This window comes from Lysobacter rhizosphaerae, from assembly GCF_054779795.1.
This window is the reverse complement of record NZ_BAAGXO010000007.1, coordinates 522,031-535,922: the sequence shown is the minus strand read 5'-3', so window position 1 is coordinate 535,922 and position 13,892 is coordinate 522,031. Positions and strand designations below refer to the sequence as shown.

Annotated in this window: 14 protein-coding genes; 8 read left to right on the top strand and 6 right to left on the bottom strand. The window is 69.3% G+C overall.

The window, feature by feature from the left end; translation table 11 throughout:
- The first annotated feature begins 175 nt into the window (after positions 1-175).
- The 7 genes from ACYVGE_RS11520 to ACYVGE_RS11490 all read left to right on the top strand — a co-directional run bounded on the left by ACYVGE_RS11520 (position 176) and on the right by ACYVGE_RS11490 (position 7,463).
- A complete protein-coding gene (locus ACYVGE_RS11520; protein WP_460730011.1) occupies positions 176-1,186 on the top strand; it encodes a stage II sporulation protein M in 1,011 nt (336 codons plus the stop codon).
- Positions 1,187-1,223: 37 nt separating this feature from the next.
- Positions 1,224-2,780 (top strand): DUF4129 domain-containing protein, encoded by a 1,557-nt coding sequence (locus tag ACYVGE_RS11515; protein ID WP_460730009.1) that lies wholly within the window; start codon positions 1,224-1,226, stop codon positions 2,778-2,780.
- Positions 2,777-4,024, top strand: coding sequence for a DUF4350 domain-containing protein (locus ACYVGE_RS11510; RefSeq protein WP_460730007.1), 1,248 nt, complete (start codon positions 2,777-2,779; stop codon positions 4,022-4,024). Before ACYVGE_RS11515 ends, ACYVGE_RS11510 begins: the two co-directional genes overlap by 4 nt.
- Positions 4,021-5,046 carry an AAA family ATPase gene (locus ACYVGE_RS11505; protein ID WP_460730005.1) on the top strand — a complete coding sequence of 342 codons (1,026 nt, stop codon included), beginning with the start codon at positions 4,021-4,023 and terminating at the stop codon, positions 5,044-5,046. The genes ACYVGE_RS11510 and ACYVGE_RS11505 overlap by 4 nt, the downstream gene beginning before the upstream one ends.
- 116 nt (positions 5,047-5,162) lie before the next feature.
- Positions 5,163-6,488, top strand: coding sequence for a DUF58 domain-containing protein (locus ACYVGE_RS11500; RefSeq protein ID WP_460730003.1), 1,326 nt, complete (start codon positions 5,163-5,165; stop codon positions 6,486-6,488).
- Positions 6,485-6,922, top strand: a complete 438-nt coding sequence (locus tag ACYVGE_RS11495) for a hypothetical protein (RefSeq protein ID WP_460730001.1) — start codon at positions 6,485-6,487, stop codon at positions 6,920-6,922. Before ACYVGE_RS11500 ends, ACYVGE_RS11495 begins: the two co-directional genes overlap by 4 nt.
- A 238-nt stretch (positions 6,923-7,160) precedes the next feature.
- Entirely contained in the window at positions 7,161-7,463 is a 303-nt protein-coding gene (locus tag ACYVGE_RS11490; protein ID WP_460729999.1) for a hypothetical protein, read from the top strand.
- Positions 7,464-7,486: 23 nt separating this feature from the next.
- Here the strand turns inward: ACYVGE_RS11490 and ACYVGE_RS11485 are convergent, their stop codons facing one another.
- Both ACYVGE_RS11485 and aroE read right to left on the bottom strand, forming a co-directional pair.
- Positions 7,487-7,744: a YkgJ family cysteine cluster protein gene (locus ACYVGE_RS11485; RefSeq protein WP_460729997.1), complete on the bottom strand. Its 258-nt coding sequence runs from the start codon at positions 7,742-7,744 to the stop codon at positions 7,487-7,489.
- 14 nt (positions 7,745-7,758) lie between these two features.
- Positions 7,759-8,613 (bottom strand): shikimate dehydrogenase, encoded by an 855-nt coding sequence (gene aroE / locus ACYVGE_RS11480; protein WP_460729995.1) that lies wholly within the window; start codon positions 8,611-8,613, stop codon positions 7,759-7,761.
- Between the two features lie 224 nt (positions 8,614-8,837).
- Here aroE and ACYVGE_RS11475 point away from each other — a divergent pair, with 224 nt between their 5' ends.
- Complete coding sequence (locus ACYVGE_RS11475) at positions 8,838-9,755, top strand: TolB family protein (protein WP_460729993.1); 918 nt, start codon at positions 8,838-8,840, stop codon at positions 9,753-9,755.
- A gap of 67 nt (positions 9,756-9,822) precedes the next feature.
- Here ACYVGE_RS11475 and hemB read toward each other — a convergent pair whose 3' ends face one another.
- From hemB to cysT, 4 genes are all read right to left on the bottom strand, one after another.
- Positions 9,823-10,812: a porphobilinogen synthase gene (hemB, locus tag ACYVGE_RS11470; protein WP_457096198.1), complete on the bottom strand. Its 990-nt coding sequence runs from the start codon at positions 10,810-10,812 to the stop codon at positions 9,823-9,825.
- Between the two features lie 121 nt (positions 10,813-10,933).
- Positions 10,934-12,028, bottom strand: a complete 1,095-nt coding sequence (locus ACYVGE_RS11465; protein WP_460729990.1) for a sulfate/molybdate ABC transporter ATP-binding protein — start codon at positions 12,026-12,028, stop codon at positions 10,934-10,936.
- Positions 12,029-12,145: 117 nt separating this feature from the next.
- Entirely contained in the window at positions 12,146-13,006 is an 861-nt protein-coding gene (gene cysW, locus ACYVGE_RS11460; protein WP_460729988.1) for a sulfate ABC transporter permease subunit CysW, read from the bottom strand.
- Positions 12,999-13,865 (bottom strand): sulfate ABC transporter permease subunit CysT, encoded by an 867-nt coding sequence (gene cysT, locus ACYVGE_RS11455; protein ID WP_460729986.1) that lies wholly within the window; start codon positions 13,863-13,865, stop codon positions 12,999-13,001. Before cysT ends, cysW begins: the two co-directional genes overlap by 8 nt.
- Positions 13,866-13,892: the final 27 nt, after the last annotated feature.

Genomic DNA, 13,892 nt, shown 5'->3' with positions numbered 1-13,892 from the left:
AGCTGTGCGGCGCCGCATGGCGGCCACTGAGGGGCAACCCGAAGGGCCGGGCCTGAGGCCGCGCGGCGCGGCGTCATCGCTCGGTCGCGTATCGACATACGCTCCCTCGCTCTTCCTTGCTCCGCACGGCCTCAGGCCCGGTGCGGCATGCGCCATAAGCATTAACAGGCCCTAGATGAGGCAGGAAATATTCGTCCGTCGCCACCAGGCCGAATGGGTCGCGCTCGAGCAATGGCTGGACGCGCGTGGCGACAGCGCGCGCAAGGCGCGTGCGCACCGGCGCGATTGGCACGGCCTCGCCGACCACGAAATGCCCGCGCGGTACCGCCGCCTGTGCCAGCAGCTTGCGCTGGCGCGCCGCCGCGGCTACAGCGCGGTGGTGACCGAGCGCCTGCAGCAGCTGATGCAACGCGGCCACGGCGTGCTGTACCGCACGCCCGCGCCGCGCTGGCGGCGTGCGGTGGAATTCGTGCTGGCCGGGTTCCCGCGCCTGGTGCGCGCGGAGAAGGGCGTGATGCTGGCGGCGATGCTGCTGTTCGTGCTGCCGCTGGTGGCGATGTACACCGCGATCCAGATCCAGCCCGATCTGTCGAGTGCGATGTACGACCCGGTGCAGCTCGCCGGTTTCGAGGACATGTACGACCCGAACGACCCGCAGCGCGCGCTCGGCCGCGATAACGGCACCGACGTGGCGATGTTCGGCTTCTATATCTGGAACAACATCAGCATCGGCTTCAAGGTATTCGCCAGCGGATTGCTGGTCGGGCTAGGTCCGGTGCTCGCGCTGGCGAACGAAGGCATCCGCGCCGGCGCCGTGGCCGGCCACCTGCAGGCGGTCGGCCATGGCGATCCGTTCTGGCGCTTCGTCTGCGGCCATGCGGCGTTCGAGCTGACCGCCATAGTGATTGCCGGCGGCGCGGGACTGCGCCTGGGCCTCAACCTGATCGCGCCGGGACAACGGCGACGCATCGATGCCCTGGTCGAAGGCGGACGCCGCGGCGCGCTGCTGAGCGTGGGCGTGCTGGTGATGTTGCTCGTCGCCGCCTTCATCGAGGCGTTCTGGTCCTCGATCGGATGGATGCCGGCCACGGTGAAGTACTCGGTGGCAGCGGTGCTGTGGAGCGCCGTGTTCGTGTGGCTGCTGGCCGGCGGGCGCAACCGTCGCCATGCGGAGTTGTCGCCATGACGCCGTGGCATCGCCTGTGCACGGGAACGCGGCGCGCATGAGGATCGAGGATCTGACCGTCGCCCTGCGGCCACGCACTGCGTGGGAAGCCGTCGAACTCGGCACCGCGCTCGTGCGTCGCCATGCCGGCGCGGTGTGGAAGCCGTGGCTGCTGGTGTCGCTGCCGATGCTGGTGCTGGTCAATGCATTGTGCTGGTGGCTCGGCGTGGTCTGGCTGGCCGGTCTGGTGATGTGGTGGCTGAAGCCGCTGTTCGACCGCATCCCGCTGTACGTGTTGTCGCGCGCGGTGTTCGGCCACGTGCCGACGCCGCGCGAAACCGTGCGCGCGCAATGGAGTTTCGGCCGGCGCTGGATGCCAGCCTATCTCCTGTGGCGCCGGCTGGGGCCGGTGCGCGCGGTGTACCTGCCGGTGGACCTGCTCGAAGGCGGCGTCGGCGAGGAAGCGCGGGCGCGGCGCCGGGCCCTGGGTTCGCCGGTGTACGGCGTGGCCTCGCTGGTGCTGCTGGTGTTCGCGCATTTCGAGGTCGCGCTGCTGCTGGGCGCGGTGTCCACGGTGATGCTGTTCGCGCCCAACGACCTGGTGCAGGAAACCGCGGCGCGGATGTGGAACGTGTTCGAGTCGCAGCAGGACTGGGTGCAGTTCACCAGCAACGCGCTGATGTGGGCATCGACGAGCGTGCTGGAGCCGTTCTATGTCGGCGCCGGCTTCGGCCTCTACCTCAACCGGCGCACCGAGATCGAGGCCTGGGACATCGAGATGGTGCTGCGGCGCCTGCGCGCGCGCCTGAGCCATGCGGTCGCGCCGCTGCTGCTGTTGTGTGCACTGGGGCTGGGCGTGCTGCCCGCGCATGCGCAGCAGGAAGAACCCTTCGTCCAGGAGACACCCGCGCCGCCGGCCACGGAGGTTGCGGCGCGGCAGACACCACGCGCCGAATCGACCCTGCGCGAAGTCTTTGGCCCGCAGGTCGTCGACGACGATGGCTGGCGCCAGGCGATCAAACGTACGTACGAAGATCCGGCCGTCAGCCCCCGGCGCACCGTGACGCAGTGGGTGCCGAAGAATCCCGACAGCCCGCGCCCACCGGCCGACTTTGGCCGCTTCGGTGAATGGCTGGCGTCCATCGGCGAGTACGGTCTGTGGATCGTGGTCGGTGCCCTGGTGTTGGCGCTGTTGGTTACTGCGCCGAAGTGGCTGGGCTGGATCCGCGATCCGGAGCGCCGGCGCGCGCGTGACCCCGACGAAGTGCAACGCGAAGCCGTGGTGGAGGAATCGCCGCTGCCGGAGGATGTGCCGGCCGCCGCGCGCCGCCTGTGGCGGGCGGGCCGCGAACGCGACGCGCTGGCCCTGGTGTACCGCGCCAGCGTCGAGGCGATGACGCGGCGCGCGCAGGTCGTGCTCGTGCCCGGTGCGACCGAGGCGCACACGCTGCGCGCGTCGCGCCAGTTGCCGGCCGCGGCCGATCGCGAGGCATTCGCGCGGGTCGTGCGCGTGTGGCAGACCGCCGCCTATGCGCACGGCCTGCCCGCCGGCGAGGAATTCGAGGAACTGCTGACACAGTTGGCGCAGCGGTTCTGGGCGGGAGCGGCGGCATGAACGCAACGTCCTCCCTGCGTCCCGGCTCGATGCGCATCGCGCTGCTGACCCTGCTGGGCATCGTCGTCCTCGGCGGACTGGCAGCGTGGTGGCTGCATACGCACGAACGTGTCGAGCGCCGCATCCAGATGCCGCGTACCGGCGAGGCGCGGCGCAATCCGCTGTACGCGCTGCAGCTGTCGCTGCAGAAGGACGGCGTGGCCGTGCGGTCGCGCCGGCGCCTGCAACTGTTGCCCGGCGCCGGCAAGGAGGAAGCCAGCGTGCCGCTGGCCACGCGCGACACCGTCGTGATCTACAACGACCCGCGCACGCTGACGGCGCCGGAAGTCGCCGGACTGCTGCGCTGGGTGGACGCCGGCGGCCACCTGATCGTGCGCACGCCACCGCTGGGGCTGCTGGCGACGAACACGCCCGTACCGTTGTTTGCCGACCTGCAGCTGATGCCGATGGGCCGCGACAACAGCGAGTGCGCGGAGATGAAGGGAAACCGCGCCGCCACGGACGCGGCGGCGGACGAGGCCGTGACGGTGCAGACGGACGCGGCGGCGCCGGCGGAGCGCGTAGAAGACCTGGGCCTGCTGTTCTGCGGGGCGCGCCGGTTCACCCTCACCGGCGCCAATCCGGTGTACAGCTGGGGCGACCTGAAGGCGGGCTACGTGTTCGCGCGCATCCGCCGCGGCAACGGCAGCGTCGATGTGCTGGCCGACCTCGATTTCCTCGACAGCGACGACCTCGAAGACCCCGCCAGCTTCCTGCTGGCGCGCCAGCTGCTGCAGCCCAACTATCGCGCCGGCACCGTACACCTGGTCTACGCCGCGCAGATGCCGTCGCTGTGGGCGACGATCATCCGCCACAGCTGGATGGCATGGGGGCCGCTGCTGCTCGCGCTGCTGTTGTGGCTGTGGCGGCGCATGCAGCGTTTCGGGCCGCGGCTGCCGGCGCCATCGACCGAACGGCGTTCGCTGCTCGAGCACATCGTCGCCAGCGGCGAACTCGCATACCGCTACGGTTACGCGCACCTGCTCTACGACGCGGCGCGCAACGCCTTCCTCGCGCGCCTGCGCCGCCGCGATCCGCAGGCCGCCGCCTTGCAGGGCGAGCCGCAGCTGATGCTGCTCACCGAACGCTTCAACGACGTGCCGGCGGCGGAGATCCGCGACGCCCTGCTGCCGCCGTTCGCCAATGACCACACCGCCTTCCGTACCCGCATCGCCACCCTGATCCGACTGAGAAACCGACTATGAGCGACACGCTGATTCCTCCCCTGGCTCCGGATCACGTGGCCGCGCCGCGCACGATCACGCCGATCACGGGCGAAGCGCTGGCGCAACGCGCCGCCGCGATCCGCGACGAGGTCGGCAAGGCCTTCATCGGCCAGGCCGATGCGCTCGACCATGTGCTGATCGCGCTGCTCGCCGGCGGCCATGCACTGATCGAAGGCGTGCCTGGCCTGGGCAAGACCCTGCTGGTGCGCGCGCTGGCGAAGACGCTCGACTGCGGCTACGCCCGCGTGCAGTTCACCCCGGACCTGATGCCCTCCGACATCAGCGGCCACGCGGTGTACGACCCGAAGACGGAGACCTTCAACATCCGCCGCGGCCCGGTCTTCACCAACCTGCTGCTCGCCGACGAGATCAACCGCGCACCGGCGAAGACGCAGTCGGCGCTGCTCGAGGCGATGCAGGAAATGCAGGTCACGATCGAGGGCCACAGCTTCGAGCTGGCGCCGCCGTTCCTGACCCTGGCCACGCAGAACCCGGTCGAGCAGGAAGGCACCTATCCGCTGCCGGAAGCGCAGCTCGACCGCTTCCTGCTCAAGGTGCTGATCGGTTATCCCTCGCGCGCCGACGAGAAGAAGATGGTGGTGGCGGTGAGCCAGGGCCGCATGGCCTCGGACTTCGATCTGTCGCAGGTGCGGCGCGTGGTCGGGCCCGGGGAAATCGTGGCGATGCAGCTCGGCACCGCGCTGGTGACGGTCGACGACGCGGTGATCGACTACGCCGTGCGGATCACCGCCGCGACACGCGACTGGGCCGGGATCGCGCTCGGCGCGGGTCCGCGCGGCAGCCTCGCCCTGGTGCGCGCGGCGCGCGCGCAGGCGGTGCTCTCCGGCCGCGACTTCGTCACTCCCGACGACGTGCGCGAAATCGCCAAGCCGGCGCTGCGCCATCGCATCGCCCTGGCACCGGAATTGCAGATCGAAGGCCAGGAACCCGACGACGTGCTGCATGCGTTGCTGTCGAAGGTGGAAGCTCCACGGCAATGACGCGCACGAGCACCGCACACGCCTTCCGCCCCTTCCCCCGCTTGCGGGGGAAGGGGCCCAACCCTCCCCCGCAAGCGGGGGAGGGTGTAGCGGACCGGAATTGAATGGAACGCCCGATGCTTCCATCGCGCATACGCAGCCTGCCCCGTCCCGCGCCGGCGCTGCTGGTGCTGCTCGCGCTGTGGGCGGCGCTGGGGCTCGCCGCCAGCATCGAGTACGCACCGGTGTCGGCATGGCAGGCCGCCGGCGTGGCCTTGCTGCTGGTGGCGGCGTTCGACGCACTCCGCGTGACGCAGAGCGCCACGCCCGATGTGCAGCGGCGTGTTCCGGACACCTGGCCGATCGGCGTCGAGCGGCCGGTGGCACTGAAGCTGCAGGCCAGCCGCGCGCAGCAGGTCGACGTATTCGACCTGCATCCGGGGAGCTGGGCCATGCAGGGCCTGCCGCGCCGCCTGAGCCTGCGGCGTGGCGAAGCCGCGAGCCTCGACTACACCCTGCGTGCCACCGCGCGCGGCGACTTCGTCTTCGACGGCGTGCAGCTGCGCCTGCATTCGCCGTGGCGGTTGTGGTGGCAATCGCGCGTCGCTGGTGCGGCGCAACGGGTGCGGGTGTTCCCCAACTTCGCACCGCTCGCGCGCTTCGCGATGTTCAGCGCGGAACAGGCCTCGCGCCTGGTCGGCGCGCACGTGAAGCGGCGCCGCGGCGAAGGCACCGACTTCCATCAGATGCGCGAATACCGCGTCGGCGACAGCCTGCGCCAGATCGACTGGAAGGCGACGGCGCGCGCGCGGCGCCTGATCTCGCGCGAATACCAGGACGAAAAGAACCAGCAGCTGGTGCTGATGCTCGATACCGGCCGGCGCCTGCTCGCGCGCGACGGCGAACTCGCCCACTTCGACCACGTGCTGGATGCGTCGCTGGTGGTGTCGTACCTCGCGCTGCGCCAGGGCGATGGCGTCGGCCTGCTGGCCAGCGGCGGCGACAGTGCCTGGGTGCCGCCGCAACGCGGCGTCGGCGCGATCGACAATCTGTTGCGCGCGACTTACGCGCTGCAGCCCAAGCCCGTCGCCACCGATTTCCTGCAGGCCGCGACCGAGTTGTCGTTGCGCCAGCGCCGCCGCGCGCTGGTGATGCTGGTGACCAACCTGCGCGACGAGGACATGGACGACCTGCTCGCGGCGGTGCAGATGCTGCGCAAGCGCCACCTGGTCTGCGTCGCCAGCCTGCGCGAGGGCTCGCTCGATGCCACGCTGGCGCAGGACGTGCACGACCTGCCGTCCGCCATCCGCGCCGGGGCCACGGCGCAGTACCTCGCCCAGCGCAACGCCGCGCACGATGCGTTGCGCAGCCACGGAGTGATGGTGCTGGATGTGGCCTGCGGGCAGCTAGCCGCGGCGCTGGTGGAGAAATATCTCGCAATCAAACGGGACGGACTGCTATGAATCCAAACATCACCGGAATTTCCCTGCTCCTGCTGTCTGTTTCCATGGCGGGCTGCGTGTCACAGCCCACCACCTTCCGTGCCAACACCAGTATCAATCCAGCGCGCTATCGCGTGGTCTGTGAGGGCGAATACGAGGAACCGCCGCAGCTGGCCTCGGGCAAGGCGCCGGTATATCCGATCAGCATGTTGAACCCGGCGCTGATCGAGGATCGCAAGGTCCGTCATCTGCCGATGGAATGGCCGGTGACATCGACCTTCACGGTAGGTGCCGATGGCAGTACGGATGCCATCCAGTCCACGGTTACTACGCCCGTGTCGTTTGGCGAGCACATGACTTTAGCGGTGCGCTCGTGGCGCTTCACGCCCGCGCGGGCCGGTGACGAGGCCGTGCCGGCAAAGTGCAAGGCGGGCTTCACTTTCACGCTGGGTTGAAGACGGGGTAGCAGCGCGCCTGCGATTTCAGGGTGTCGATGCGCGCAGCGCGAAAGGCGGCCACATCGCAGGGCGGCCTGCAACGAGCGAATACGCACGCGCGGGTTTTTATGCGCTGACGCTGCATGCATGCCGGTCACGGCGGTGAAGCCGCACTGAAGCTCCTTGCGCGACTCGCCTGCACTTCACGTCGTCGGCACAGCCGGCGACGTGCAATGGGTCCCCCGCAGGAAGACCCATGGATACCACCATTGCCACCGCCCGCTGGGCAAAGCTCGCCTTGACCTTCGCCGGGATCATCGCGGCCATCGTGCTCGGCGTTGCCACCAGGATCGGGCTGGACATGGCGAACTACTTCGAAACCGAGACTGTGCTGGCCCGCGACGGCGGCGCCACCGGGGCGGCAACTCCAGCTTCGCCGCATGCGCCTGCCGGGGTCGTGCCGATCGTGGCAGCGGCGGGAATGCCCCCGGTCGAAGTACACAACGACGATGCGGCCGACCTGCAGCACTCGACGCCGGCGGCCGGGACTGTGCCGTAGGCCAACCGTGCCGCGTCGCGTCCTCAGTCCGGACGCGTGGCGTACTCGAGCTCGGTCAGCGTCGTCATGGCCTCGTCGCGCGATGCACCGCACATGGACGCGTGCGGTTGCAGCGAGGCACAAAACGCAGGTCGCTCGGGTTTGCCGAACAGCCGGCAGCGCAACGCATCGTCCAGCTGCACGCACGGAATGCCCGCCGGCTTGCCATGCGGCATGCCCGGGATCGGCGAGGTGATCGAAGGCGCGATGCAGCACGCGCCGCAGCGGTCGCGGCAGTCCATCGAACGGCGTCGCCTCAGTCGGCGGTCACGAGGATCGGTTCGCGATCCCGCAACTTCGCGTAGACCGCATCGGTTTCCGGACGGACCTTGTGCCAGCGCTGGAAGCTCTCCGCGGCCTGTTCGACCAGCATGCCCAGGCCATCGATGCAGTCGTGCGCGCGGGCCGAGCGCGCCCAGGCGAGGAAGGGGATCGCCGCTTCGCCGTAACTCAGGTCGACCGCGGCGCCACGCGGCGCGATGAGGTTGACCGGCAGCGTCGGCAACGATTGCAGCGGGTCGCCGCGCGAGGCCGACGTCGCATTGATGACGAGATCGAAATTGCCCAGCGTGCCCACGTCCTTGAGGTAGCGCGGATGCACGCGGCCGGGCAGGGCGAGCATGTCGGCGAGCGCGTCGGCGCGTTCGGGAGTGCGGTTGACGATGTAGAGACCGCCGATCCCGGCATCGAGCAGGGCTGGCGCGACGCCGCGCGCCGCGCCACCGGCGCCGATCAACAGGGTGCGGCGCGCGCGCAGGTCGAGGCCGTGGCGCTCGGTGAGGTCACGCACCAGGCCGACGCCGTCGGTGTTGTCGCCCTGCCAGCCCGTCGCTGCGCGAGTCAGCGTGTTCACCGCGCCGGCGCGTTGCGCCGCTTCGCTGAGATAGGTGCAGATCTGCGCGGCACGAAGCTTGTGCGGCAGGGTGATGTTGGCGCCGACGCCACCTTCGGCGGCGAATGCGGCCAGCGCGGCATCGAAGTCTTCCGGCGCGGCATCGATCGCGGCGTATTCCAGTCCGATGCCGGTCTGGCGCGCGAAGGCGGCATGGATGCGCGGCGACAGCGAGTGGGCGACGGGATGGCCGATGACGGCGTAGCGCTGGACGGACATGAAAGCCTCGCGCGAATGGATGAACGGTTGGGCCGGCCGCGTACCGGTCGGGGTGCGCTGCGCAGCCGTGCGTACTGGACGGAACGCGAAGCGAATGGCGGGCCGGCCGCGTCGGCTGCGAGTCTACGCCTGCCATCGCGAACTGTGCGCCAGCGACAGGTTTTGCGATGGCGGGGAGTCAGCAAGTCCGGCACATTGACGCCTCGTTCACGAGGGACGCCACGATGCGCCGCCACTCCGCCTCCTTGACCGGATCTTCCTTGACCGGATTGGTCCTGCTCGCCGGCCTGCTCTCGTTCGGCGCCCACGCCTACCTGGCCGAATTCGGCATCGAGGGCATGCACGTGGTGTCGACGCCGGCATCGGAAGTCCGCGCGACGGTCACCGCCGACGGCCAGCGCATCGTCTGGGGCAGTACCGATCGCGCCGGTGGCAAGGGTGGCTGGGACCTGTGGCAGGCGACCCTCAAGCAGGGGCGCTGGCAGGACCCGCAACCCTTGCCGATCAACACGACGGCGAACGATTTCGATCCGGCCTTCAGCGCCGACGGGCGCTGGCTGTATTTCTTCTCCAATCGCGATGGCGGTGTGGGCGGCGACGACCTGTACCGGGTCGCGGTGCGCGCGGACGGCGGCTTCGGCAACGCGGAGAACCTCGGTCCCGGGGTCAACAGCAAGGGCGACGAATGGGCGCCGGCGCCCAGTCGCGACGGCAAGTCGCTGCTGTTCGCCAGCAACGGTTTCGGTGGTGCGGGACGCCACGACCTGTTCGTCGCGCGCTGGGACGGCAGCGCGTTCGGCGACCGCAAGCCGCTGCCGGGCGTGAACACGCGCGGCGATGAGTTCGATGCGGCGTGGCTGGACGGCGGCAAGGCGATCGTATTCACCCGTTCGGACAATGCCGACGACAAGCCGATGCAATTGTTCCTCGCGCAATGCGACGGCCAGCGTTATGCCGACGCGGCAGCGCTGCCGTTGTCGTTCAACAGCGCCGAGGCGTGGACGCTGGGTCCGGGCATCGACTGGAACAAGCCGGGCGAACTGCTGGTCACCGGCAAGGCCCGCGCGCCCAGTGCCGGCAAGCTCGACATCTACCGGATGAAGGCGCCGACGGTCAGCGGCAAGCCCGGCTGCGTGCAGTAACGGGCGTGCAGTAACGGGCGTGCAGTAACGGGCGTGCAGCAGCGGGCCGGCGTTAAAGCAGGGCCGGTCAGTCTTCGCGCAACCAGCGCGCCGCATCCAGCGCGAAATAGCTGAGCACGCCATCGGCACCGGCGCGTTTGATCGAGGTCAGCGCCTCGAGCGCGCACGCGCGTTCGTTGATCCAGCCGTTGAGCGCGGCCGCCTTGAGCATCGCGTACTCGCCGCTGACCTGGTAGACGAAGGTCGGAACGCCGAATTCGTCCTTCACCCGCCGCACGATGTCGAGATAGGGCAGGCCCGGCTTCACCATCACCATGTCCGCGCCTTCCTGCAGGTCCTGCGCGACTTCCTGCAGGGCCTCGTCGGAATTCGCCGGGTCCATCTGGTAGGTGTACTTGTTGCCCTTGCCGAGCGCGGCGGCGGAACCCACTGCATCGCGGAACGGCCCGTAGAACGCACTCGCGTACTTCGCGCTGTAGGCGAGGATGCGCGTATGGACGTGGCCTTCGCCTTCCAGTTCGCCGCGGATGGCGCCGATGCGGCCGTCCATCATGTCGCTGGGCGCGACGATGTCGGCGCCGGCGCGCGCGTGCGACAGCGCCTGCTGCACCAGTGCCTCGACGGTCTCATCGTTGAGCACGTAGCCGCTCTCGTCGATCAGGCCGTCCTGGCCGTGCGTGGTGTAAGGATCCAGGGCGACGTCGGTAATCACGCCCAGTTCCGGGAAGCGCTGCTTGAGCGCCTGCACCGCGCGCTGCACCAGGCCGTCGTCGGCCCACGCGGCTTCGGCGGTCAGCGACTTGGCTTCCGGCGCGGTGACCGGGAACAGAGCGAGCGCGGGCACGCGCAGTTCGCTGGCCTGCTCGGCGACCTTCAGCAGCTCGTCGATGGAGACGCGCTCGATGCCGGGCATCGAAGCGATGGCTTCGCGGCCCTTGAGTTCGTGGACGAAGACCGGGTAGATCAGGTCGTTCGCGGTGAGCACGGTCTCGCGCATCAGCCGGCGCGAGAAGTCGTCGCGGCGCATCCGCCGCGGGCGGGTGTAGGGATAGCTCATGCGGCAATTCTACGCTGCGCCCGCGGTGCGGGCCTTGCGCGAACAGGACACAGCGGTTCCAAGGCCGGGCAGGACCGAGGGCCGCGCCCGGGGTTGTTGCGGCGAAACCGACCGCATGCCGCTACCGCCCCCGCGGCGCGCCTGGGGTGGTTGCCGGCGCGGACGGATAGACCCGGTAGCGCAGTGGTGCGACGGCGATGGTCTGGCCCACGGCGGGGATTTCGACGTCCGGGGTGGCTGCGAAGTCGAGTTCCAGCGGGCGCGGCTGGTGCTCGACATCGAGCTCCAGGGTGATGCGATCGGCGAGGCGGTGCGCGGCCGCGACCCTCGCGGACCAGCCTTCGTCCGTGGGGACGATGGCGAGGTCGTGCGGGCGCACGTACAGGCGCGCGGGTTGCGTCGACCCGGCCAAGGGTGCGCCGCCTTCGATCGGCAGCCGCAGCTCGTGTCCGATGGCGACGAAGTTGCCGCCGTCGAACCGGCCCTCGACGGCATTGGCGCGGCCGATGAAATCGAACACGTATTCCGACGCCGGCGCGCTGTAGATCTCGTGCGGCGTGCCGACCTGCTCGATGCGGCCTTCGCGCAGCACCACCACGCGGTCGGCGAGTTCGAGCGCTTCCTCCTGGTCGTGGGTGACGAACAGCGTGGTCTGTCCAGTCTGCTCGTGCAGGCGCCGCAGCCAGCGGCGCAGGTCGACACGGACTTTGGCATCCAGCGCGCCGAAGGGTTCGTCGAGCAGCAGCACGGTGGGGTCGATCGCGAGTGCGCGCGCCAGGGCGACGCGCTGGCGCTGGCCACCGGACAACTGCTCCGGATAGCGTTCGCCCAGTTCCGCCAGCTGGATCAGTGTCAGCAGTTCCTCGACGCGGCCCGCGATCGTCGCCTTGTCCGGACGCTTCGAGCGCGGCCGGCTGCGCAGGCCGAAGGCGACGTTCTCGGCCACGGTCATGTGCTTGAACAGCGCGTAATGCTGGAACACGAAACCGACGTTGCGTTCGCGCAGGCTCAGGCGCGTGGCATCGGTGTCGCCAAACAGCACCTGGCCGCTGTCGGCGTGCAGCAGGCCGGCGATCACGCGCAGCAGCGTGGTCTTGCCCGAGCCCGAGGGGCCGAGCAGCGCGACCAGTTCACCCGAAGCGATGTCGAGGTCGACCGCGTCCAGCGCGGCGACATCGGTGTAGCGCTTGCTGAGCTGGCGAATGTGCAGGTCCATTCCGCGCCGCGCTGCTGGAAGGGTGGGGTCATGTTGTACCAGCACCGGCGCCCCGGGTGGAAAATTCCCGGTGCGTGGCGCTTTGGCCTTCTCGAAATCTACCCGAACAACGTTCATTCAATGCCTCCGATGCGTCTTAGCCAGCGCATCGCCATGCCTGGCCTCCAGCCAGAACTTGATGATCAAAGTCACCAGCGCCAAGCCGCTCAACAACGACGCCGCCGCGAACGCCGCCGTGCTGTCGAACTCGTTGTAGAGGATCTCGATGTGCAGCGGCAGCGTGTTGGTCAGGCCGCGGATGTGCCCGGACACCACCGATACCGCGCCGAACTCGCCCATCGAGCGCGCGCCGCACAGGAGCACGCCGTAGAGCAGACCCCACTTGATGTTGGGCAGGGTGACGCGGCGGAACATGGTCCATGCCCCCGCGCCGAGCGAACGCGCCGCGAGTTCCTCGTCGCTGCCCTGCTGCTGCATGAGCGGGATCAGCTCGCGCACCACGAACGGGAACGTGATGAACAAGGTGGCCAGTACGATGCCCGGTCGCGCGAACAGGATCTTGACGTCGAAGTGTTCGAGCAGCGACGCGAACCAGCCATGGGTCGTGCTGAACAACAGCACCAGGCACAGGCCAGCGACGACCGGCGATACCGCGAACGGCAGGTCGATCAGCGACAGCAGCAGTTTCTTGAAGCGGAAGTCGAAGCGCGTCACCGCCCACGCCATAAGCGTGCCGAAGACCGCGTTCACCGGAATCACGATCGCCGCGGTGAACAAGGTCAGTCGCAGCGCCGCGCGCGCATCGGGTTCGCGCAGGGCCGTCCACCACGCCTTGAAGCCTTCGCCGAACGCGGCGCCGAGCACCATCAGCAGCGGCAGCACGACCAGGCCGAGCATGATCAGCACGGCAAGCACTATTAGCGCCGTGCGCAGCCACGTCGGTGAGTGCAGGGCGCCGTCGACGTTCGCGTCAGCCATGTGGTTTCTCCCGGCGCTCGTGCGCGAACAGCGACGGGATCGCATTGATCGCCAGCAGGCAGACGAACGATGCCGCGAGCAGCAGCGCGGCGATGGCGATCGCGCCGTTGTAGTCGTACTCCTCCAGGCGGATGGTGATCAGCAGCGGCGCGATCTCGGTCGCGTACGGCTTGTTGCCGGCGATGAAGATCACCGAGCCGTACTCGCCCAGCGCGCGCGCGAAGGCCAGCGAGAAACCGGTGAGCAGGGCCGGCAGCAGTTCCGGCAGGATCACCCGGCGCAACGTGGTGAAGCGCGAGGCACCCAGCGATGCCGCGGCTTCCTCCTGTTCGTGGCCCAGCGCTTCCAGTACCGGCTGCACCGTGCGCACGGCGAAGGGCAGGCCGATGAACACCAGCGCGATGACGATGCCGATCGGTGTGTAGGCGATCTTCAGTCCCGCCTGCTCGGTGAACCGTCCCACCCAGCCGTTGCCGGAATAGATCGCGGTCAGGGCGATGCCGGCGACGGCGGTGGGCAAGGCGAACGGCAGGTCGACCAGCGCATCGAGCACGCGGCGACCGGGAAAGCGATAGCGCACCAGCACCCAGGCGACGATCGCGCCGGCGACGAGGGCGAGCAGCGCCGCTGCCAGTGCGGCGCCGAAGCTGAGCTTCAGCGCCGCCTGCACGCGCGGGTCGTGGATCGCGCGCAGCCAGCCATCGCCGCCGAGCCCGGCCGCACGCACGGCGAGCGCGAGCAGCGGCAGCAACACCACCACGCCGAGCCAGGCCATGCCCAGTCCGAGGCTCAGCCCGAACCCGGGCAGCGGGCGGCGGCTGCGGAACGGAATCAGCGGGGACAGGACGGCGGCGGTCATGGCGGGGCGGTCATGGCAGTGTCCAGC